At 38.2% G+C, this 22476-nt stretch carries 22 protein-coding genes, 11 tRNA genes and 1 rRNA gene; 2 read left to right on the top strand and 32 right to left on the bottom strand.

Annotated features, from left to right (window positions below):
- Nucleotides 1-24: 24 nt before the first annotated feature.
- The 13 genes from KHA87_RS19800 to KHA87_RS19740 form a co-directional block, all read right to left on the bottom strand.
- Nucleotides 25-1577, bottom strand: a 16S ribosomal RNA gene (locus KHA87_RS19800).
- Nucleotides 1578-1715: 138 nt separating this feature from the next.
- Nucleotides 1716-1789, bottom strand: a tRNA-Gly gene (locus KHA87_RS19795).
- A 16-nt stretch (nucleotides 1790-1805) separates the two neighbouring features.
- A tRNA-Pro gene (locus tag KHA87_RS19790) sits at nucleotides 1806-1882 on the bottom strand.
- 47 nt (nucleotides 1883-1929) lie between these two features.
- Nucleotides 1930-2006, bottom strand: a tRNA-Arg gene (locus KHA87_RS19785).
- 90 nt (nucleotides 2007-2096) lie between these two features.
- Nucleotides 2097-2182: transfer RNA gene (locus KHA87_RS19780), tRNA-Leu, on the bottom strand.
- A 60-nt stretch (nucleotides 2183-2242) separates the two neighbouring features.
- Nucleotides 2243-2327 (bottom strand) — tRNA-Leu (locus tag KHA87_RS19775).
- Between the two features lie 29 nt (nucleotides 2328-2356).
- A tRNA-Lys gene (locus tag KHA87_RS19770) sits at nucleotides 2357-2432 on the bottom strand.
- 190 nt (nucleotides 2433-2622) lie between these two features.
- A tRNA-Gln gene (locus KHA87_RS19765) sits at nucleotides 2623-2697 on the bottom strand.
- A gap of 64 nt (nucleotides 2698-2761) precedes the next feature.
- Nucleotides 2762-2838: transfer RNA gene (locus KHA87_RS19760), tRNA-Asp, on the bottom strand.
- A gap of 14 nt (nucleotides 2839-2852) precedes the next feature.
- A tRNA-Glu gene (locus KHA87_RS19755) sits at nucleotides 2853-2924 on the bottom strand.
- Between the two features lie 9 nt (nucleotides 2925-2933).
- Nucleotides 2934-3024 (bottom strand) — tRNA-Ser (locus tag KHA87_RS19750).
- Nucleotides 3025-3028: 4 nt separating this feature from the next.
- Nucleotides 3029-3103 (bottom strand) — tRNA-Asn (locus tag KHA87_RS19745).
- Nucleotides 3104-3280: 177 nt separating this feature from the next.
- Entirely contained in the window at nucleotides 3281-3736 is a 456-nt protein-coding gene (locus KHA87_RS19740) for a SprT family protein (RefSeq protein ID WP_213095899.1), read from the bottom strand.
- A gap of 95 nt (nucleotides 3737-3831) precedes the next feature.
- On the opposite strand from KHA87_RS19740, the gene cmpA reads away from it, so the two are divergent.
- The gene (cmpA, locus tag KHA87_RS19735; RefSeq protein ID WP_213095898.1) at nucleotides 3832-3954 is read left to right on the top strand and encodes a cortex morphogenetic protein CmpA; all 123 of its coding nucleotides are present in this window, start codon (nucleotides 3832-3834) and stop codon (nucleotides 3952-3954) included.
- Nucleotides 3955-4004: 50 nt separating this feature from the next.
- On the opposite strand, the gene KHA87_RS19730 is transcribed toward cmpA, so the two are convergent.
- From KHA87_RS19730 to acpS, 16 genes are all read right to left on the bottom strand, one after another.
- Nucleotides 4005-6182 (bottom strand): Tex family protein, encoded by a 2178-nt coding sequence (locus KHA87_RS19730; RefSeq protein ID WP_213095897.1) that lies wholly within the window; start codon nucleotides 6180-6182, stop codon nucleotides 4005-4007.
- 90 nt (nucleotides 6183-6272) lie between these two features.
- Nucleotides 6273-6869, bottom strand: coding sequence for a PP2C family serine/threonine-protein phosphatase (locus tag KHA87_RS19725; protein WP_213095896.1), 597 nt, complete (start codon nucleotides 6867-6869; stop codon nucleotides 6273-6275).
- A complete protein-coding gene (gene sigB, locus KHA87_RS19720; RefSeq protein ID WP_213095895.1) occupies nucleotides 6856-7662 on the bottom strand; it encodes an RNA polymerase sigma factor SigB in 807 nt (268 codons plus the stop codon). Before sigB ends, KHA87_RS19725 begins: the two co-directional genes overlap by 14 nt.
- Nucleotides 7640-8110: an anti-sigma B factor RsbW gene (gene rsbW / locus KHA87_RS19715; protein WP_213095894.1), complete on the bottom strand. Its 471-nt coding sequence runs from the start codon at nucleotides 8108-8110 to the stop codon at nucleotides 7640-7642. Before rsbW ends, sigB begins: the two co-directional genes overlap by 23 nt.
- 2 nt (nucleotides 8111-8112) lie before the next feature.
- A complete protein-coding gene (locus KHA87_RS19710) occupies nucleotides 8113-8442 on the bottom strand; it encodes an anti-sigma factor antagonist (protein WP_213095893.1) in 330 nt (109 codons plus the stop codon).
- A gap of 67 nt (nucleotides 8443-8509) precedes the next feature.
- Nucleotides 8510-9520, bottom strand: a complete 1011-nt coding sequence (locus KHA87_RS19705) for a PP2C family protein-serine/threonine phosphatase (RefSeq protein WP_213095892.1) — start codon at nucleotides 9518-9520, stop codon at nucleotides 8510-8512.
- Nucleotides 9521-9533: 13 nt separating this feature from the next.
- Nucleotides 9534-9935: an anti-sigma regulatory factor gene (locus KHA87_RS19700; protein WP_213095891.1), complete on the bottom strand. Its 402-nt coding sequence runs from the start codon at nucleotides 9933-9935 to the stop codon at nucleotides 9534-9536.
- A 4-nt stretch (nucleotides 9936-9939) separates the two neighbouring features.
- Nucleotides 9940-10296 (bottom strand): STAS domain-containing protein, encoded by a 357-nt coding sequence (locus tag KHA87_RS19695; protein ID WP_213095890.1) that lies wholly within the window; start codon nucleotides 10294-10296, stop codon nucleotides 9940-9942.
- Nucleotides 10297-10299: 3 nt separating this feature from the next.
- The gene (locus KHA87_RS19690) at nucleotides 10300-11127 is read right to left on the bottom strand and encodes an RsbT co-antagonist protein RsbRA (RefSeq protein ID WP_213095889.1); all 828 of its coding nucleotides are present in this window, start codon (nucleotides 11125-11127) and stop codon (nucleotides 10300-10302) included.
- Nucleotides 11128-11320: 193 nt separating this feature from the next.
- On the bottom strand, nucleotides 11321-11671 hold the full coding sequence (locus KHA87_RS19685; protein ID WP_213095888.1) for a type II toxin-antitoxin system PemK/MazF family toxin: 351 nt from the start codon (nucleotides 11669-11671) through the stop codon (nucleotides 11321-11323).
- Nucleotides 11672-11675: 4 nt separating this feature from the next.
- The gene (locus KHA87_RS19680; RefSeq protein ID WP_055741346.1) at nucleotides 11676-11957 is read right to left on the bottom strand and encodes a CopG family ribbon-helix-helix protein; all 282 of its coding nucleotides are present in this window, start codon (nucleotides 11955-11957) and stop codon (nucleotides 11676-11678) included.
- 247 nt (nucleotides 11958-12204) lie between these two features.
- Nucleotides 12205-13362, bottom strand: a complete 1158-nt coding sequence (gene alr / locus KHA87_RS19675; protein WP_213095887.1) for an alanine racemase — start codon at nucleotides 13360-13362, stop codon at nucleotides 12205-12207.
- 170 nt (nucleotides 13363-13532) lie between these two features.
- A complete protein-coding gene (locus KHA87_RS19670) occupies nucleotides 13533-15434 on the bottom strand; it encodes an acyltransferase family protein (RefSeq protein WP_213095886.1) in 1902 nt (633 codons plus the stop codon).
- 114 nt (nucleotides 15435-15548) lie between these two features.
- Entirely contained in the window at nucleotides 15549-16094 is a 546-nt protein-coding gene (locus KHA87_RS19665) for an IseA DL-endopeptidase inhibitor family protein (protein ID WP_213095885.1), read from the bottom strand.
- Nucleotides 16095-16337: 243 nt separating this feature from the next.
- Nucleotides 16338-17351, bottom strand: coding sequence for a LolA family protein (locus tag KHA87_RS19660; protein WP_213095884.1), 1014 nt, complete (start codon nucleotides 17349-17351; stop codon nucleotides 16338-16340).
- A 232-nt stretch (nucleotides 17352-17583) separates the two neighbouring features.
- Nucleotides 17584-17937 (bottom strand): holo-ACP synthase, encoded by a 354-nt coding sequence (acpS, locus tag KHA87_RS19655; RefSeq protein ID WP_213095883.1) that lies wholly within the window; start codon nucleotides 17935-17937, stop codon nucleotides 17584-17586.
- A gap of 71 nt (nucleotides 17938-18008) precedes the next feature.
- Between acpS and KHA87_RS19650 the strand changes: the two genes are divergently transcribed.
- Complete coding sequence (locus KHA87_RS19650) at nucleotides 18009-18620, top strand: rhomboid family intramembrane serine protease (protein ID WP_213095882.1); 612 nt, start codon at nucleotides 18009-18011, stop codon at nucleotides 18618-18620.
- 5 nt (nucleotides 18621-18625) lie between these two features.
- On the opposite strand, the gene KHA87_RS19645 is transcribed toward KHA87_RS19650, so the two are convergent.
- From KHA87_RS19645 to opp4A, 3 genes are all read right to left on the bottom strand, one after another.
- Nucleotides 18626-20059, bottom strand: a complete 1434-nt coding sequence (locus tag KHA87_RS19645) for a PH domain-containing protein (RefSeq protein ID WP_213095881.1) — start codon at nucleotides 20057-20059, stop codon at nucleotides 18626-18628.
- Nucleotides 20049-20534, bottom strand: coding sequence for a PH domain-containing protein (locus KHA87_RS19640; protein WP_213095880.1), 486 nt, complete (start codon nucleotides 20532-20534; stop codon nucleotides 20049-20051). Before KHA87_RS19640 ends, KHA87_RS19645 begins: the two co-directional genes overlap by 11 nt.
- Before the next feature lie 134 nt (nucleotides 20535-20668).
- Entirely contained in the window at nucleotides 20669-22462 is a 1794-nt protein-coding gene (opp4A, locus tag KHA87_RS19635) for an oligopeptide ABC transporter substrate-binding protein (RefSeq protein WP_213095879.1), read from the bottom strand.
- Nucleotides 22463-22476 lie beyond the last annotated feature (14 nt).

Below are 22476 nucleotides of genomic sequence, written 5' to 3'. Positions count from 1 at the left end.
TAAGTGGTCTTCCATTATCCTTAGAAAGGAGGTGATCCAGCCGCACCTTCCGATACGGCTACCTTGTTACGACTTCACCCCAATCATCTGTCCCACCTTCGGCGGCTGGCTCCAAAAGGTTACCTCACCGACTTCGGGTGTTACAAACTCTCGTGGTGTGACGGGCGGTGTGTACAAGGCCCGGGAACGTATTCACCGCGGCATGCTGATCCGCGATTACTAGCGATTCCGGCTTCATGCAGGCGAGTTGCAGCCTGCAATCCGAACTGAGAATGGTTTTATGGGATTGGCTAAACCTCGCGGTCTCGCAGCCCTTTGTACCATCCATTGTAGCACGTGTGTAGCCCAGGTCATAAGGGGCATGATGATTTGACGTCATCCCCACCTTCCTCCGGTTTGTCACCGGCAGTCACCTTAGAGTGCCCAACTGAATGCTGGCAACTAAGGTCAAGGGTTGCGCTCGTTGCGGGACTTAACCCAACATCTCACGACACGAGCTGACGACAACCATGCACCACCTGTCACTCTGTCCCCCGAAGGGGAACGCCCTATCTCTAGGGTTGTCAGAGGATGTCAAGACCTGGTAAGGTTCTTCGCGTTGCTTCGAATTAAACCACATGCTCCACCGCTTGTGCGGGCCCCCGTCAATTCCTTTGAGTTTCAGCCTTGCGGCCGTACTCCCCAGGCGGAGTGCTTAATGCGTTAGCTGCAGCACTAAAGGGCGGAAACCCTCTAACACTTAGCACTCATCGTTTACGGCGTGGACTACCAGGGTATCTAATCCTGTTCGCTCCCCACGCTTTCGCGCCTCAGCGTCAGTTACAGACCAGAGAGTCGCCTTCGCCACTGGTGTTCCTCCACATCTCTACGCATTTCACCGCTACACGTGGAATTCCACTCTCCTCTTCTGCACTCAAGTCTCCCAGTTTCCAATGACCCTCCACGGTTGAGCCGTGGGCTTTCACATCAGACTTAAGAAACCGCCTGCGCGCGCTTTACGCCCAATAATTCCGGACAACGCTTGCCACCTACGTATTACCGCGGCTGCTGGCACGTAGTTAGCCGTGGCTTTCTGGTTAGGTACCGTCAAGGTACCGCCCTATTCGAACGATACTTGTTCTTCCCTAACAACAGAGTTTTACGATCCGAAAACCTTCATCACTCACGCGGCGTTGCTCCGTCAGACTTTCGTCCATTGCGGAAGATTCCCTACTGCTGCCTCCCGTAGGAGTCTGGGCCGTGTCTCAGTCCCAGTGTGGCCGATCACCCTCTCAGGTCGGCTACGCATCGTCGCCTTGGTGAGCCGTTACCTCACCAACTAGCTAATGCGCCGCGGGTCCATCTGTAAGTGATAGCCGAAGCCATCTTTCAATCTTCTCTCATGCGAGAAAAGAAGTTATCCGGTATTAGCTCCGGTTTCCCGAAGTTATCCCAGTCTTACAGGCAGGTTACCCACGTGTTACTCACCCGTCCGCCGCTAATCATCAGGGAGCAAGCTCCCATCTGATTCGCTCGACTTGCATGTATTAGGCACGCCGCCAGCGTTCGTCCTGAGCCAGGATCAAACTCTCCAAAAAGATATTTGATATAGCTCATAAAAATTTTAAAACATTGACGTTTTGTTCTGTTTAGTTTTCAAAGATCAATTCTTTGTTGCTTCGAACAGCAACCTTTAAAGTATATCAACTTCCAACTCATATGTCAATAACTTTTTTTGGAGCGGGTGATGGGAATCGAACCCACGACAACAGCTTGGAAGGCTGTAGTTTTACCACTAAACTACACCCGCGTATTTTAATTTTAAATGGTCGGGAAGACAGGATTCGAACCTGCGACCCCATGGTCCCAAACCATGTGCTCTACCAAGCTGAGCTACTTCCCGTTTGAAGTTAGTATAATAAATATACTTTTCGGCTTGATTAGTTATTATGGCGCGCCCGAGAGGAGTCGAACCCCTAACCTTTTGATCCGTAGTCAAACGCTCTATCCAATTGAGCTACGGGCGCATTATTTAAATGAAAATTTTTTGCTTGCGCATTGAGGAAAAATTTTTGCTTGCGCATTAAGGAAAATTATTTTGCTTGCGCAAAAAATTTTGGTGCGGCCGAGAGGACTTGAACCTCCACGGGGTTGCCCCCACTAGGCCCTCAACCTAGCGCGTCTGCCATTCCGCCACGACCGCATTTTCAAAAGTGACAAAAAATATTATAACAAACTGCTAGTTAAAAGTCAATGCTTTTTTTGGTGCGGGTGAAGGGAGTCGAACCCCCACGCCTTGCGGCGCCAGATCCTAAGTCTGGTGCGTCTGCCAATTCCGCCACACCCGCGTTTTGATAATTAATAATCATATTAGAAATGGTGAGCCATGAAGGACTCGAACCTTCGACCCTCTGATTAAAAGTCAGATGCTCTACCGACTGAGCTAATGGCTCGTATATAAATTTATCAATATACGTCATAATACTTTCTACCAAAAGTGCATCTACGACGTCCAGCTTTCAGTAAGCTTATTCAAGCAGCAGCTCAAGCTGTACGCTGAAGTATTGCTCCGAAGATTACTCGGTCGTGCTCTACCGACTGAGCTAATGGCTCGTATATAAATTTATCCTAAAAATAAAAAAATGGCTGGGCTAGCTGGATTCGAACCAGCGAGTGACGGAGTCAAAGTCCGTTGCCTTACCACTTGGCTATAGCCCAATATTTATTTTTAAAGTACAGGATAATCATCATAACATATGCATTACATATATTCAAATAAAAATGGCGGTCTGGACGGGACTCGAACCCGCGACCTCCTGCGTGACAGGCAGGCATTCTAACCAGCTGAACTACCAGACCGTTTTATATTACAATGACCCGTACGGGATTCGAACCCGTGTTACCGCCGTGAAAGGGCGGTGTCTTAACCGCTTGACCAACGGGCCATATTGCTATGGCGGAGAAGGAGGGATTTGAACCCTCGCGCCGGTTACCCGACCTACACCCTTAGCAGGGGCGCCTCTTCAGCCACTTGAGTACTTCTCCATAATGGCTCCGCAGGTAGGACTCGAACCTACGACCGATCGGTTAACAGCCGATAGCTCTACCACTGAGCTACTGCGGAATATTTTTTCAATCTCGACTCTTAAAATTATAATGAGGAACACGTTATGTGTCAACCCAATTTTGAAAAAATCTTTATTCAGATATTACTTAAGGTATTTTCGAATAGATTTTCTTTCCCGCATTTAAATCCTTATTCAGCCTACCTCTTGAAAAATAACAAAGTAAAAAAGGAATCTTATTTAAGCTGTTTTAGTTTACCTTTGCATTTCCCACATACGTAGCGAGCAACATCCACTTTTCTCTTTCTTTTATATATTGCTTTACATTCGGTACATTCATATAGCTTAATGGTTGAATTTTGCCTTGGTACATTTTTTTTAAGAGGTGTGCAATATCTCGAGCCTCCTACCTTCTGAAGGAGAAATTTAAAATCGCGGTCTTTATGTTGATAGCCTTTACCATCTATATGAAGATGATAATGACAAAGCTCGTGCTTAATGATCGCAATCAGTTCCGTCATCCCATGTTCTTCAAAATATTTATAGTTGAGCTCGATATTATGGCTTTTTAACAAATAACGGCCCCCGGTAGTGCGTAATTTTGGGTTAAATACTGCTATATGATTAAAAGGCTTACCGAAATAAGTTTGTGATATATCCTCAACAAGATTCTGAAGCTTAGAATTATCCAACCTATACTCCCCTTTTATAGAACAAGAATGAACAAGACAACCTATTATAACATATATTAGGTATTAACCTACTTTTCGTTCAAGGAGGTTTGAATATGCCAATTTGGTTTCAAAATCAAATGCGAAGGGCTTTTAATGAAAAAAACCGGTATCAAATAAAACTACTAAATCAATGCTGGTTTTTTTATACTAATCAACAAAACGAAAAATCGAGTTGAGATTTTCTTCATAAAAAAACTGCTACTTGGTAGCAGTTTTTCTATATATATTATTTCTTTAACATCGTAAGTGATAATCTGCCTTTATGTGTATCTACATTCTCAACCCAGACAATAACAATATCGCCTACAGAAACAACATCTAATGGATGCTTTACATATTGGTTGCTAAGTTTTGAAATGTGAACCAGACCATCCTCTTTTACCCCGACATCTACAAACGCACCGAAATCAACAACATTTCTTACGGTACCTTGCATCTCCATTCCAGGTTTTAGATCTTCTAATTTTAGAATGTCCTTTTTTAATATTGGTTTAGGAAGCTCGTCACGTGGATCGCGTCCCGGTCTGTTCAATGCATCGATAATATCCCGCAAGGTTAGTTCCCCTATTCCTAATTCAGCGGAAATCTCCGAAATGGAACGAGCTTCGATGGCATTTTTCAGACTTTCAGAACCTATATCGGAGGTGGCAAAATTCAATTTTTTTAATAGTGATTTTACTTCTTCATATCTTTCAGGATGAATAGGAGTTTTATCAAGAGGCTCATCTCCGTCTAATACACGTAAGAAACCGATACATTGTTCATACGTTTTCGCTCCTAATCTAGGGATATCCTTTAATTGTTTCCTATTAACAAATTTGCCGCTCTCATTTCTAACTTTCACAATATTGTTCGCAACCGTTTTACTTAAGCCTGCCACATATTGCAACAAGGAGGAGGAAGCGGTATTTACGTTTACTCCTACTTGGTTTACAGCTGTTTCTACAACAAATGATAATGAATCGTTTAATTTCTTTTGGGAAACATCGTGCTGATATTGTCCGACTCCGACTGATTTCGGGTCAATTTTCACCAGTTCTGCAAGCGGATCTTGTAGACGCCTCGCAATAGAAACGGCGCTTCTTTCCTCTACCTGCAGGTTCGGAAATTCTTCACGCGCTAAATCAGATGCAGAGTAAACACTTGCACCCGCTTCATTGACAATAATATAGGAAAGATCATTTTTTACTTCCTTCAATATACCGGCAACAAATTGTTCTGTTTCTTGAGAAGCCGTCCCATTTCCAATTGCAATTATCTCAACACCGAAATCCTTCAGGATTTTCATGAATGTTTCTTTTGCTTCCACCGGTTTTGCTTTTGGAGGATGCGGATATATAACTCCTATATATAAAACTTTCCCTGTTTCATTAACAACAGCTAGCTTACATCCTGTTCTGTATGCAGGATCTACTCCTAAAACCATCTTTCCTCTTAATGGGGGTTGCAATAATAGGTTGCGTAGATTCTCGGAAAAGATATGGATTGCCTGATCTTCCCCTTTCTCAGTCAGTTCATTACGGATTTCTCTTTCAATTGCAGGCTGGATCAAACGCTTATACGCATCTTCAACGGCTTCCTGAATATAAACGGCTGCAATAGAGTTAGGCTGCTTTATAACCCTTTTTGAAAGTTGAGAAATAATTCTTTCTGTATCAGGATGTATGGAAACGCGTAGAACGTCTTCCTTCTCACCACGATTTAATGCTAAAATTCGATGCGGGACTATTTTCCTTACAGGTTCCTGATATTCATAATACATTTCAAAAACCTTTTTCTCATCGTTTTCTTCCTTCTTAACAGTAGAGGAAATAATCCCCGTTTTATATGTATCTTGTCGAATCCATTCTCTATGGGTTGCTTCATCCGACACTATTTCTGCTATAATATCCTTTGCTCCTGATAAAGCATCTTCCGCGGTATGTACTTCCTTTTCCTCCGAGATAAATTGGGCAGCTTTTTCCAGAACATCGCCTGTAGTAGGAAATGTCATCATCCAGTCTGCAAGTGGCTCCAAACCCTTTTCCTTGGCAATCGTCGCTTTTGTGCGTCGTTTTTGCTTATATGGCCGGTACAAATCCTCTATTGTTTGAAGCTTATCGGCAGCAATAATTTTTTGCTGTAGTTCATCCGTTAATTTTCCTTGTTCACCTATTAAACGAATAACCTCTTCTTTTCTTTGCTCCAGATTTTGAACATACGTCCATCTATCCATAATACTTCTAATCTGAACCTCATCTAACGCACCCGTCATCTCTTTTCGATATCTTGCTATGAACGGAACGGTATTGCCTTCATCAACAAGAGTGATAATGGTACTAATTTGCTTTGGAGAAAAATTTAATTCCTTAGCTAACTGCTTTTTTAATTGCTCGTCTCTTGATATCGCTGTTTGTTCAACCATCGATTCCACCCATTTCCTCATTTAGTGCCTTTTTACACTTCTTTTTTTATTTTACCATGTTACTGTACAAAGTGAAAAAAGCCTGCACTTCTAAAGCAAGCTTCCAAGGATAAACGTTGAGTCATCTGTTTTCAACATATGGCTTCTTTCTACTTCTGCCGCAATGGCAATAAGCGGCAGGCCACTTTTCATTAATGATTTGGAACTGGTAAGCTTTAATCCATCCGAATGTATAAAAAACTTTGAATTAGCCTCGTAAGTAAATGTTTGAGTCCGATAGTTTTGCGGCCTGCCTGATAAATACCCTGTTACCGGTAGAGGAAAGGCAGTTTTTCCGGAAGGCATATATAAATAGCAACGAATATTACCAACGCAGCTATATATAAACTCGCGCTGCCGCAAGTTAATTTTCAAAAGCGAAACTGCGGCACCACGTTTATCCACCAGTAATCTATTACAATCCTGCATGAGGGTTTCCACATCTAGTTCTACGTTCTCCTTTACATAATCGACAACTGATGAAGATGCCTCGAAAGCAGCCTTACCACTGCCTAATCCATCGGCTAAAGCGCATAGAAATGTATCTTTATAGACAGTCATATAGAAGCTGTCACCACAATACTCTTTTCCTTCCTTCGCCGTTTGAAATGCCACTGCCTCTATGAAAGAATGCTCAATTTTTGTCATTATACTTCCCCGAATCTGCTAATTCTTCTTCAAATATGGCTTCACGTAATTTTTTTATAGCACGACGTTGCAGCCTAGACACATGCATTTGAGAGATCCCAAGCTTTACCCCAGCTGCTTTTTGACTCATATTCTCTAAATATGTGTATTGGATAATGAGCCGCTCCTGTTCGCTTAGCACATGCAAAGCCTTATCTACCACCAGGCGTTGATCCACCTTTTCGTATCCATTATCTACATTTCCTACTATATCTAATAACGTGACTGTACTTCCGTCGGAATCCGATTCTATGGAATGATCAACAGATAAGGATTGGTAGCTTTTTCCCATCTCCATTGCTTCTAGAACTTCTTCCACAGAGACATCAATTCTTAATGCAATCTCTTCAATTCTAGGTGATCTCTGCAATTCAACGGTTAATTCTTCGGCCGCTTTTTTGATTTTCGGACCTAGCTCTTTAATTCTCCTCGGGACATGGACACTCCATGTTTTATCCCGTAAAAAACGTTTGATTTCACCCACAATGGTAGGAATCGCGAATGCTTCAAAGCCTTTCCCGAATGAATCATCATACCTTCTTATCGCTCCAAGTAAGCCGATTATCCCTACTTGAAAAATATCCTCATGATAATGATTCCCTTTTGAATATTTTCTAGCGATGGAATCTACAAGCTTTTCAAAATGCATGACAAGCTTCTCTTGAATCTCTTCATTTCCATTTCTTTGAAAGGATCTAATTAATTCCACTATATTCTTCGTATCACTATGATTAGGTTGAGACAATTTTTCCACTGGTCTCCACCTGCTCTCCTTCAAGGTACTTTGTCATGATGACAGTTACCCCTTCATTTTGAAGTATTTCCACTTCATCCATGAGGCTCTCAATTAAGTAAAGACCCAATCCCCCTTCATGCAGCATATTGTTTTGGTTCCTTTCATGGTAAGGCCCAATGGCTCCTCTTACTTTATTAAAATCAAAGCTTTTTCCCGAATCGACGACGATGACTTCCAGCTTATCCGTAAATATTCCGAAGCTAATCCCAATTTGACCATCCGGGTTATTTTTATAGCCGTGCTGAACTGCGTTTGTAATTGCTTCACTTACAGCGATTTTTAAATCCTCAATAATTTCATAATCAAAACCCATTCGACTTGCAATACCAGAAAGCGTTAGTCTTATCACACCAACGTAATCCGGTTTCGCAGGAATTTTCATCTCAATGTAATCAAATGCCCCCATTATTACACACCCTCTACCTCGGTATTAATCTCCATGATCTCCGCCAAACCGGTAATTTGAAATAATCGTTTAAGGCGCGGTGATAATCCGGTTAATTTTAAACTGCCTTCATTTCCTCTTATAAACTTAAATAGTCCAACAAATACTCCAAGGCCTGTACTATCCATATAAGAAACGTCAGATAAATCTACCTTCATATGAAGAGGTTTTTTTTCCTCTTCGAACGGTTGAAATGATTTTTTTAGCTGTGGTGCTGTATAGGCATCTATCTCACCATTTAATTTTACTAATACCTGCCCATCGATTTTTTTTATCTTTACAGTCAAATTCATCACGTCCACCCCTCTTCCCATATCGCCCTTTTTTTCTATTTACCCGTTTTTTTGAAGTTAAAACCTTTTATTTTACTCTTTTTATAATAATTAATGTAAAGTCATCCCGCAGTTGGAAAGCTTGCAGCCGTTCTAAGTCTTTATATACGTTATTCACAATATCCTTGGCTGACAAATGAATGTTTTTCCGTATGTATGAAATAATTGCTTCTCTTTCAATAAACCCCTCATCTGTTCTGCATTCTGTAACACCATCCGATAAGAGGATAATCATATCACCTATATTCAACTTTTTGGAATATCCTTGGTATTTAGTTTTTTTATTCACACCAAGGAGCAGCCCCTTTGCTTCCAGGTCTAAAAATTTATTTAAATCGGCATCGTAAAAAAATCCAGGCTCGTGTCCGGCAGAAGCATAATGAAACTGATGCTCATTTGGATCATACATTCCATAAAACATGGTAATAAACATACTCGGGTCAACATTTTGTTCCACCACTCTATTTAAATCCTCCAGCAATTGGCTTGGTTGATGGTGAATATCCGTTAAACTATCCATTGCATATTTAATCATGGACATACAAAGGGCTGCCGGGATTCCTTTTCCAATGATATCCGCAATAGCCACCCCTAGACGATTTTCCTCATCCTCAATAAAATGGAAATAGTCACCGTTCATTTTTTTAGCAGGAACACTTATTGCTCCAATATCTAAATGTTCTTTGCTCGGAATCTTTGTTCCAAGTAATGTTCTCTGCATATTTGCCGCTACTTCCATCTCGTTCTTCAATTCAATTTGCTGATCACGAAGACTTTGATGTTCTCTGTAGGCTAAACCGTAACCCATCATGATTTCTAAAAGAACGTCAAAGGAGTGCAGAATACTTTCCTTCAAATCAGGTTCAATCTCTAACAAAATGGAACGGTGCAGACTAATCATTTCTTCCGGTGTTATTTGATGCTCAATTAATTTTCTGCTAAATTTCTGCCCTTGATATAAAACCTGTTCGCTTTGATTGTCTAAATAGTTCATTAAAATTTTCCGATATTTTGTTTCCATTCTGTTTTTAAAGGTCATCGATTACTCCCCCTTACCGGAGCCATTTTGTAGCTATAATTGTCGTGCCCTGATTCGGTTTTGAATCAATATCGAATGTATCCATCAATCGCTTTACGCCTGGTAATCCCGCTCCCAAACCGCCTGAGGTTGTATATCCGTCTTCCATCGCTTTTCTTATATCTTGTATTCCCGGTCCCTCATCTTCGGCAATTATTCGTAAGCCCCATTTCCCATCGTCAAAGACTTTTTCAATGCTTATTTGTCCTTGTTTTGCATATAAAAAAATATTCCTTGCCAGTTCGCTAATAGCTGTTGTAATTCTTGCCTGATCAACGGTTCCAAAGTTTAGTTCTTTTGCAATATTTCTTCCTAACTGGCGGACTGCAACGATGTCCCATTCGTTTAAAATCTTAACGCTGGATTGGAACTCCATAAAGTCAATCCCCCAGTTCCTGTTGTAATTTCTCCAAGCCATTTTCTAAATCAAGTGCAGTTGACACATCCTCTAATCGAATTCCGAGTTCAATCAGAGTAATCGCAACAGCCGGACGAATGCCTGTCACAACAACCTTTGCCCCCATCAGCCTTGACATATTGATTACATCGCCAAGAACCTTCGCGATAAAAGAATCGATAAAATCAATGGATGTTAGATCAATAACAACACCTCTGGCACTTGTTTCATGTATCTTATGTAATAAATCCTCTTGAAATTGAAGGGCAGTTTGATCATCCAGTTCCCATTGAATAGATACCAGTAGACAATCACGTAATTTCAATATTGGTATTCTCACTGCTTAAGCCTCCAATTTTACAATTTTCCTATTTGTCATTTCTAAAGCTTTCTCAATCCCGATACGCAGTGTACTAGTGGTAATAACCTGATTTAAGTTTATGCCTAGATTGACGATTGTTTGTGCAATTTCTGGTCTAATACCCACTAACATACACTTAGCTCCTACTAGTCTAACGGCATCTGCAGCCTGAATGATATGATGCGCGACCATTGTATCCACTACAGGAACACCTGTAATATCGATTAAAACAACCTCAGACCGATGTTTTACTACCCCGCTTAAGAGATTTTCCATAATTAATTTCGCCCGTTCTGTATCAATCGTACCTACCAATGGCATTACCGAAATTTTTTCAAATACAGGGATTAAAGGAGCCGACAGCTCTTGTAATGCAATTTTTTGCAAAGAGACGGTTCGTTCCCATGACGCAGTGTATGCCTGAATAATCTCATGAAACATCGGAGTCATCCATTTATCATATACAATCGCAAATTCCATTACTCTATCCGTCGGAATTAAACCTCTGTTAAAAACCTCAGAATAAATAATTCGCCCAAGTGTCGTTAATCCTAAGGATACATATGTCAACGGCCAACCTAAGCGGACAATTCTTTCTGAGAATTCCTCGAGTTTTTCCGTGTATTCCTGATTTGACTTTTTCACCCGGGCAAAAATCACATCCACAAACTCCGAACTAAGATTTTGATATACTTGTTCAGATACGGTCCTTGTTACCCTTTCATCCCCTTCTTCCTTCATCCTTTTTATCCATTCTGCTAAAATGGCTTCTTTATTGTTGGAAATATAGTCTTTTAAAAAGTTATGCATACTACCTCTCCATTTCTGTATTGGATATATTCAAAGGTTTTATCTATGTATCTATATTAAGATTAACAAATTTTTAATATTAGAAAAATTAATTTACTCGTATTCTAAGACAAATACTACTTATTTCCTATTTATTTGATTTAATATTCTGTCAAATTATAAAAAAATAAAAACGCTCTATATTGAGCGTTTGTCAAAATTCTATGAGTCCTAAACTAATTTGCAGAGCATCCTCTACTTTTTCCATCATCTCTTCGTCCAGATGCGTGATTTTGTCCGTTAAGCGTTGTTTGTCAATTGTGCGAATTTGTTCGAGCAAAATAACAGAATCGCGTTCAAAGCCGTAACGCTTTGCATCAATTTCAACATGTGTAGGCAGTTTTGCTTTTTGGATTTGCGCTGTAATAGCAGCAACAATTACAGTCGGACTAAACCTATTCCCAATGTCATTTTGTATGACCAATACCGGTCGAACCCCGCCTTGCTCCGATCCAACCACCGGGGAAAGGTCAGCAAAGTACACGTCACCACGCTTAACAATCAAAGGACTAACCTCCGCTAACCAAGCGTTCTACTGTATGTTCTGCTTCGTATTCTGCCTGAATCGCTTCTGATGCTATCGCTAAATTAATTTTAGCCATTTCCATATATCCTCGTCTCATGGATTCACGAATTTGACGTTTTCTTCTTTCCCGAAGATACATTTTTGTAGCGCGATAAATGAATTCATTACGATTCACATTCTCTTGTTCAGCAAATCCATCAAGTTCAGATAATAGTTGTTGCGGTAATCTAATTAATATTTCTGTTGTTGCGCTGGATTCAGACACAAACTACACCTCCACCAATCACTACACACCGATTCTTAAATACCAATTTAATAATACCACCAAATTAACTATATGCAAAGACTATTTAGTCATTCCTCACTATTATCGGCAAAAAAATCAACCATTTATGCATAATAATAGAGAAATGAAATATAAAAACGATATTTACTCACAAAATACTGTAGTATTGCGGTATTTCAATTAAAATGGCAATTTCTGTGTAGTTTACAAAATTCAACATAACCTTTCAACAATCTAATAATCCGTTTCTTATTTCCGTTACTTCTCCATTCTTAATATAAATACGGGGAACTCTTTTTGAAATGATACAAGGAATTTCATAATTTATGGTGTCCAATTTGCGCGCAATGTCGTTAACCGATATGAAACGTTCTCCTTGTTTTCCAATTAAGGTTACTTCTGTGCCGACCGGCAAATAGTAGGGAAGCTTAATCATACATTGATCCATGCATATTCTTCCTACAATAGGCACTTCTTTACCATCCACTAGTACGACTTGTCCTTGCAATTTGCGAATCCATCCATCAGCATACCCGATTGGGATTGTTGCTATCCATTCCTCTGTTTGTGTCTTGTAGGTCGCACCATAACTAATACTCTCACCTGGTGGCAGCTTCTTTACATACACAATTTTTGTATGAAGTGAGAAAACCTCTTTTAGCGGGAAAGGGATGAGGCTTTCCATTTCTTCGGAAGGTGTCAAACCATACATTGCAATGCCCAATCTTACAGCATTAAAACCTGATTGTTTAAAGCGCAATGCCGATGCACTATTTGCACAATGAATATAACGGGGCTTTTCCTCTAAAGCATTCACCATTTCTATAAATCGATGCAATTGTATTTCATAGTATTCCGTATTGAGCTCATCAGCCGTTGCAAAATGGGTAAATATCCCGTCAAATGCAATATTAGTATTCTTATTAATAACAGTTACAATATCCTTTAACTCATCGATATCTCTTATTCCTAATCTCCCCATACCTGTGTCACATTTCACATGTATGGAGAGAGTTTCATCTTTATTCAAGAATAATAAAGCCTTCTCCAACCACTCTTTTTGAAAAACAGTTAAAGAAATATTATATATTGCCGCAATAGGTGCATCCTCTGGCCTCGCTGCACCTAAAACGATTATCGGTACATGAATGCCATTTCTTCTCAATACTAAAGCTTCATCCAAGAATGCCACTGTCAAGCCGTGGGCACCTGCCTCGATTGCTGTCTTAGCAACTTGGACATCTCCATGACCATACCCATTTGCCTTTACTACTGCAAAAATGTTAATTTCACTTGGCAAATGCTTTCTTACAGACTTAACATTTTCCTTTAAATAATCTAATTCGATTTCCGCCCAGGTATCACGGTAGAATGGTGAAATCATATTTCAAAAACACTTCCCTAATAATAAAAATTAGTAATTGTTATGATTATTTATCTCTCCCTTTGTAAAGTCAACCATTTTGCTAAGTAATATTAAATTAAAGTACCGATAACATGATTCAACCCCTTTCCAATTGAAAAGAGGTTGAATTAAATCATTTTATTAGGTTACTAGTTTTTTATCGCCTTTAAAATCATATTTGCATAAGCTTCTGATCCTTTATGGTTAGGATGAACGCCATCAGGGTAAAAATAATCTTTTCTTCCTTTACTTTTATCATACCAATTCACCAGGTGGACATTGGAATAAGAAGCTGATGCCTTCTGTAAGGTAGAATTAACCTCTTTTTCCCAAGGACGTGGTACTCTAGTATTTATTAATAATATCTTTCTCGATTTTCCGATTTCTCTGATTAAGGACTGAAGTTGTTTTTGGGAAAAGGCTCCATTTGTACCTAATTCAATGACCACGATATTTCCTAAGGCACCTTTTATTTTTAAGCTATGGATAATGGAAATACCTTCAGACATTTGTCTACCGATTTTCGCATTAATATTCGCATTCGGTAATTGGTTTTTTAGAATTGGGCCAACATCCACCATGACAGAATCACCGATAACTGTAACGATTGAACGTGCTTGTTTCAAACCATTCTTTTTAGAAGTTGAGGTAGGATGATTTGCCTGGTTTTGAGAAAGGTTATTAGCATCCAACGGATTTGTAGGTTTGGGTTGCGTTGAATTTATTGAATCGGAATTTTCAGTAGGCTCCACTGAGATTGGAGTTTGTATCTGATTATTTAATTCACTATCCGGTATCCAAGTATATAACTCATTTTTTTCCGGCCCTGACTTCTGCAAATACGCTTTTGATGTTAGACCAAAGCAGGAAATACCTGTCATTAACACGATTAAACCTATAAGTAGTCTATAGAAAAAAGGAGTGGTGATAAAGGTCCGTTTTCCAAAAGACATATTTATTTTTATATTTTTTAATGCTCCATTGAGAATAGGCTTTTCTATATAAATCCATGAAAAATTAGCAATAATGATTATGGCGGCAATTTGTAAGAAGGAGCGAATAAGTTCAAAACCGTCACTAGTATTCGGGGTAGTTAAAGTAATAATCGGAAACTGCCATAAATAAATCCCATAAGAGCGCACTCCTATCCAGCGAAGGACTTTATGCCCAGCTAATTTCCCAATGAAGCTTGCCGGATGGGATAAAGACATGATGACTACAATACTTACAACAGAAGTGAGAAGCATACCGCCTTGATATACAAAAGTTGAATATTGGCTTGTATTAACAATCAGCCAGATAAGTAAAACAAACGCTCCTGTTCCGCATATGTCCAAAACAAAACGATGAAGCTTTGGCAACCGACTAGACAGATTTTGACTTGGCCATAATATCGCAAGACATGCTCCAAGTAAAAGGGAAAAAATACGAGTATCAGTTCCATAATATACTCTGCTTGGATCTGTTCCAGGATGAAAAAGCATTACCATTAGAAGTACAGAAACTGCTCCTGCAATAAGAGTAACCCACACCAATACCATTTTCTTTCTAAATATGGATAGCACCAATAACACTACAAATGGCCAAATGATATAAAATTGTTCTTCCACCGCCAGCGACCATAAGTGATTAAAAGGAGATGGCGGACCGAAGCTTTCAAAATAAGAAACCTTATGAATAATAAACCACCAATTACTTACATAAAAAATAGATGCAAAAAAAACCGAACGAGATTTTTCCACCAACGAAGGATCGATAATTGTTATCCATGCCATGACTACGATCAACATAAATAAAAGTCCCGGAAGTAATCTCTTTATTCGCCGAATCCAGAATTTCTTTAAATTTATTTGATTAGTCTGTCTCCATTCCTTCAATAAAAGATCTGTAATAAGATATCCTGAAAGAACAAAAAACACTACAACTCCTAAAAAACCACCACCAGCCCACTGAAAGTTTAAATGATAAAAAATAACAGCTAAAACAGCTATTGCTCTTAACCCATCTAATCCCGGCATATAGCGTTTTGCACTTCTATCTGTCGCTGACATATTGCCTTCCCCCAAATTCCCGCTCTATTCTCTTGAATCGGTACTCTCAAAATATAAATTTTTTCTCATAAAAGCACCAAGCCAAGTATTTACGGCTTGGTGCTGAATAGTGAATTAATGAACAGCATCAAAGTCGTTGATTTGCCATTTATTCCCCACTTTTACAAAAGTTACTCTTTGCTTCGAATTCTGATTTTTACCATAAGGTACAATAAATTCATATAGACGTACATCTTTTCGTTGATACAATAATTTTACTTTTGCCTTATCCCATTCCAATAAGCTTCCAAAATCAGCATTTGGTTGCGCAAGCTTTCCTTTATACGTAATGAAATGATATTTTTTAAATCCTTTTTCAATTGCATTTAACGTGTAAGCTTCATTCATGTACTTAACTAATTTTGGCTTTGAATCAAATTCTTTACTGAAGTAACGGTACTCCATTCCTTTATAAGTAAATGTTTTTACTACCCCACTCTTGTGCTTAATCTTAGAATCGCTACCTGACATAACGCTCCAGAAATGAGTACGGGCATCTACTGCTAATTTTAAAGCCTGTGTGTTTGTTAAAGTTTGCTTACTTGTGGTTTGTGCGGATGCTCCAATGCTAAAAGTAAATAAAGCAGTTAAAGCAAGTAATGCAGATAATAATTTTTTCATTTTGGTTCCTCCCCAATTTTTTGATTACATATACATAGACGATCATTGTTACAAAAACGTTACAATAAAGTTACTATTATTTCAAAAATATTTTAATAGGATTTCCACAATGCATATATATATGTGAAATAAGCTGTAATAGAAGGGGTTGAGAACAAATAATACTCAAGTGCAGTTTAACTAAAGAATGAGTTGTTCAGAGCACGAAAAAAGCAGGCTACTATTGTAACCTGCCCCATCCATTTATTTTACTGGCTGACCTTGAACAGATTCAGCAATCTCAATCATTTCATTTTTCGATAATTTCTTAGAAGCAATCATATACTTGACTCCATCTTGTGTCCAAGTTAAAGAGTTCTTTGTCATTTCACCAACAACAAAACCCAAATCTACCATATCGCCATTCATTGCAGTAACTTCCATCACAGAAGCAGGCGATACAGTTGCTTTCTCTTGAATCATCGTAAATGGTTTGTTGCCGTTATACGTTAAAATAACCCGTTTTCCATTTTCAGTAGTTATTTCTTTTTCATCATATAACTCGCCAATTTTTGCTTCAGGATATTTTACGGTGAATTCGCTACCATTTACATTGACATCCTTAGAATTCTTACCAATAGTAGCACCCGTTAAATTCTTTTTCGTATCGAATGCATTTTTATCAAACTTTGCATTAAGCTGAACTTTTGTGAATTTCACAGAAACTAAAGTGTTTTTATTCGTATCCATCACTTTTACGCTTTTCGGTGTCAATGTTCTCTTATCAAATGAAATCTCTTGAACAGGGAGCATCTTATTATTCTGATAACGAGTTTTCGTTTCGAATACATAAGTATTTTTTGTTGTCTTAAATTTTGCGCTTTTATCTTGTAAAATATCTTTTACTAATGATTCATATAAATATGCTTGGCTACTATTTTTCGGCCATTCACTTTGGAATTTATAGCTTTTGTTTAATGTAGGAGTTAATACGTAGACACCATCTTTGTTCCTGAGGATCATCTGGCTTTGATCCTTTTTCGAATTTTTTAATTCAACCCGGTAATAGTCTGGTTTATTATGCCAAATTTCAATGTTATAGGTTTGCGGTTCATTCCCCATTTTCAATGTCATTTCTGCAGTTGCCTTATAACCCGATAGTTTTTCCAGCTTTCCATTTAAATCGTCCACAACATCCTCTTGCGACTTGGATCCACAAGCTGACAATGCAAGAATTGCTGCCAGTACCACTGCAAGTATCCAAAACTTTTTCTTCATCCCTTCAACCCCTTCATCTCTCATTTATTCGTTGGTGAAGAGAAAGGCCATTATAACTGATCGATAACCAAAAGTTCTGCTTGAAGTGAACTTTAAAGCTATTTCGCCTTAAGCCTTGTCTCTCCTATCGCACTATGAATATATGAGACAACCTCCGGGAATATGCAAGGGATGTTGCAACTCTCTTTCCTTTTCTATAATTTCTTCTTAAATATATTAATATCCATTACATCTAGGTTTCTTCGATAATTACTTGTGCAGCAGCGTATTGTTCACTATGTGTAATAGAGAGATGAACTCCTTCTTTTATAGGTTTATTAATATATGGCTTTCCGTTTACATCAACCAAAATCTCAATATCAGTAAAGGATAGCTCTTTTCCAAATCCAGTACCTTGCGCTTTTGCAAAAGCCTCCTTTGCAGCAAATCGACCTGCCAAAAATTCAAATCTTCGTTTCAGCGCTAATGCTTCATATGTTTGAAGCTCACTGCCAACTAGAACCCTTTCAGGAAACTTTTTCTGTCTCTCGCAAACTTTTTGCACTCGCTCTATTTCAATAATGTCTAGCCCGATTCCTTTTATCATATTCTATCCCTTCTATCGTCCGATACTGTCGCATAAAGATAGGGTACAACCCTTACGAAAGGAGTAAACTTATGCTTAAGCGACATAATAGCCTCTCATTTTTTATAAAATTGCATCCAATAACCTTTTCCATCATTTTAATCCATTTTTCTTTCTATCTCTACTTGCAAATTCCATTCGTCCCTCATCAACCCTTTTTAAAAACACTAATAGGGATAAACTTAAATATTTCGGAGGGGGAGTGGTGGAGACTATTCACTCCTATGTTCATTCATCTTCATTTTGCCCATTTTTTCTATAACACACTATCACTGGCAGTCATGGGTTGTTTTATTGAAAGTTTTTTAGGAAAATGGAAACTTGTTTTATTGTATATTTGCTCTGGATTTGCAGGAAATACTGCTACTTTCTTATTACTTCCATTATCCTACACTCATACTGGTTCCAGCGGTTCAATTTTTGGACTGTTAGGCTGTTTTTTACTTTTCACTTTGCAAAATAAACTTTTTCTATCCAAACAAAATCGGGCGATACTGTTTTTAATAATGATCATAACGGTTTTTATGACCAATTTTGAAGAAAATGTAAATATCACTGCCCATATTGCTGGATTTACAGCCGGGATTTTATTCGGTTGGATTTTTTCAAAGAATGAATCGATTAATAAGAACTTTCTGTTCTAACTTAACTAATTTGGCAAATACCATTTATATATGGTCTCTATATCTGTATCAGATAGATATCGTACATTGGTTTCCGTGGCTAAACCAGTTGATTTTACCGTGGAATGAATAGAAGCTAGCCTTTTTCTTTTTTGAAACCAAGTGGAAGATGCTTCAATGGATTGGATTCTATTTTTCTTCATATAAACCGTATGTTTTAGAAAGCGTCGATATCTTAATGTTAATTGCTGGTGTTGTATACTCCAGCCTGCTGCATGATAACGAAAATGACTAATCATAAATGGATATACTAACAGGCAAAGACTAAACAATCCATATGTTCTAAAAATAAGAAGAAGAATTACTATCATCGGAAGCATCTTAATTATTTCTCTCGCCAAATAATTTACCCTTGCCCTCGATGGGGGTTTCCTTAATTCAATCTGAAAATGATAATCCTTTAAAAAAGTATGTAGTATATTGGGAAATGCTTCTCTTTTTACCATTGGTAGCAATAAAATATTTCTACTCTCTTGGTCCTCTATGTTTCCACCAGCACTTTCAATGAATACGGAAGTATATCCAAAAAGTCCGCGTATCGGATTTTCAGATACACGTATGGCTTGAATACGATTTAACGGAATAGTTACCTTCCTCTTTTCCAGCATTCCACGTGTAATAATTAAATCATTATTAATTTCAGACAATGTAAAATTGCTGTATTTTAAGAAAGTGAAAAGAACAGAAAGCAACCAAGCAGCAATTAGGCCAAGGATAATTAAGCTAATTAGAAAAAATATACTGCCTTGGAATATTGAACTAGCTTCATTAAAAAGTCTCTTATACGGGAGGAAATTATCTATTTGTGTTAATAATGCAAGTATAGCTGATAATATTACTCCTACCCCTCCCGAAGTTGCAGACATTGTTAGTAAATCTTTTGTTGAGATTTTATAATGTAGAAGCTCTCTCTTATCTATCAATACATCATCTGTAAGTTTCTTAACACTTTTCCATTCATTTATTTTTTTCTCCAGATTTGCTGCTTCTGATTTTCCTATTGCCGTTAGTTCCGCTTCCGCTTCATGTAAATTGGATCCAGCTGTCTCGACTACTACTTTTACTAAACCAAAAGGTCTTTGCAAAATTCCTTCCGAAAAGCTTAAGGATTGGATTCTCTCCAGTGGTATATACCTTTTCTTCTTTATAAAAAGGCCATATTCAATACGTAATTCCCCTTCTTCTACTCTATATGAAAATCTCAGCCATTTTACGATTCCAGCAGCTAAGACAATAATCAAAGCAATTCCAGTAGTAATAAGCGATAACCAATCCCCTGATGAATCACCTTTATGGCCAATTGCTACTAATCCAATTAGGGGTATTATCATACTTTTTAATTGTTTTAAGGAGTTTAAAATGCAAGTAATGGGATGCAATTTTTTCCGTTCAGACATCATCCTCATCCACCTTTGCTAAAGAAGAAATAGAATGTCTCAATTGATCTGCTTCGTCTATATCAATGGCAGGAATATGATGAACAGTTGCAGCAGTTGATATTAATAAGGTTGCTAAACGATATTTCCTTAGCAATGGACCTTGTACCGTATCAACATGCTGTACTCTTACCATCGGAATTAATGTTCGACTAATTACAAAAACTCCATGTTGCAGTTCTACTTCCTTGTCTCTTACCTCATATCTCCATACTTTCCATCTTATACTTGGAATAACAGCAACTTTTAAAATGAAATAAAGTATTAAAATGATAACTCCTAATACATACCACCATCTTGAGAGAGGAAGAAAGAAGTCCAAAGAAAATAAGATTCCTGCAATAATGATACCGACAATGATAAAAGATATTAAACCTGATATTCTCCAAACAGCTAATGCTCTTTTAGAAATTCTATTTTGAGGTACGGGAATTTTCATTTTTCCACCTCCAGTTTCTTTATTTTTAGTAATCTAATTCAATAATATTACGGTCGTATCTTCCACTTTGTTTCAGTTTTTGTAATGGTAATGTAAAAAGGGATGATCCATATATTGGACCATCCCTTCTATTATTATTCTACATCTGGAGTATCGCTTGTTACACTTACGTCTTTCCAAATAGAATTTTGTTTTACTGCATCAAGTGAGTAATCTTTTACACGGTTATTAATCGCATAAAGAGAATAACTAAATAATGCAGGAATAACAGGTAGTTCATCGTTCATATATGTTTGCCACTCATCATACACTTTCTTACGGTATTCAGTGTCAAATGCTTTCTCTGAATGTCCATCTTCTAACAATTGATCGTTCTTGTCACTTACAAAGTGAGGATAGTTGAATGGTACATTTCGTCCGTATAATCCGTAAGGGTCTACGTCCGTACCTGTTCCCCAACCACCTGCATATACATCAACTTTTGGATCATCCTCTTCAACCATCTTATAGAAGGAGTTGAATTCTGCTAGACGTCCATCTACTAAAGAAACATCTAAACCAACATTCTTCCAAGACTGAATATAGAATTTCGCAAGCGGTTCAGCAGTATCAGATCCGCTCATCGCTAAGAAGTTGATATGGAACTTATTACCTTGTGGATCTTCACGAAGTCCATCTCCATCTTTATCCTTATAACCTGCTTCATCCAATAATTTCTTCGCCTTTTCAGGATCGAATGTTACTGGATTAGAATCCTTATTATACCAAGTCGGGAAGGATGGCGGAATTAGTCCAGTCGCCGGGAATTTCAAACCATAGAAGATTTTTTCCCCAACTGATTTAAAGTCTATCGCAGCTGCCATCGCTTGACGTAAACGCTTATCCGCTAATTTTGGATTATCCATTATGTTTTCGCCTTTTTTCGCATCCCAATGACCTAATTTAAAGCCAATATAGTTGTAGGATAACGCTGTCTTGCCTACGAACTGAAATGCTTTTGCATTTTTAGCAGCAGGGTATTGGTCTGCTGGAAGTGTTGCAACATCCACTTCACCTTTTTTAAGTGCTTGTAAAATTACTTTAGGGCTAACAACCTTTAAAATAATTGTTTTAAGTTTTGGCGCACCCGCAAAATAATTGTCATTGCGCTCATATTCAACTGATTCTCCTGGAACAATCTTTTTAATCTTGAATGCACCGAAACCAAGTGGTGTCTTGTGAATTTTATCAGACTTCGCAAGATTTTTAATAGGAATATCGCCGATGTAGTGCTTAGGCATTGCATATGGCCAGAAACCAGTTAATAATGCCGGGCTTGCCTTAGTAAATGTGAATGAAAGTGTTTTTTCATCAATGATTTTAATACCAGAAATATCTTTTGCTTTTCCTTTATGATAATCATCCATCCCAACAATACTTTGGATTAGATCGTCACCATAACGTACACCAGTGTAATCAGGGCTACCAATTACTAGGAAAGAATATTTATAATCTTCCGCTGTAACCGGCTTACCATCTGTCCAATTAACATTATCCTTTATTTTTACAGTAAATGTCTTTTTATCATCTGATAAAGTATAACTAGCAGGGCCGTCGTTTGTGAATTCATAGTCTCCATTCGTCCAGAATAAAGGTTCTGAGAAGAACTGTAATACTTCAGAATCTGGCTGCCCTGTATAGAATGCATAGTCCAATGTACCTTCAAATGGAGTATTGGAAACTAATGCATAGGTTAAAGAGCCATCTTGCACTGCTGCTTTATCATTTTTTACTTCAAGTGGAAACTTGCTGGTATCTACAGCTGGTTTACCAGGCTCAGTCTTCTTCCCCGGTTTGCTATTTGTTCCTGTCGAGCTGCTACAAGCTGACAACAGTAGTCCCAGGACGACGATGAGACTAAAAAACTTAAATAGATGCTTTTTCTTCATCCTTACTTTTCCCC

This window comes from Bacillus sp. FJAT-49736, assembly GCF_018343615.1.
Taxonomy (GTDB): Bacteria; Bacillota; Bacilli; order Bacillales; family Bacillaceae_C; genus Margalitia.
This window is presented reverse-complemented; position numbering and strand designations above follow the sequence as displayed.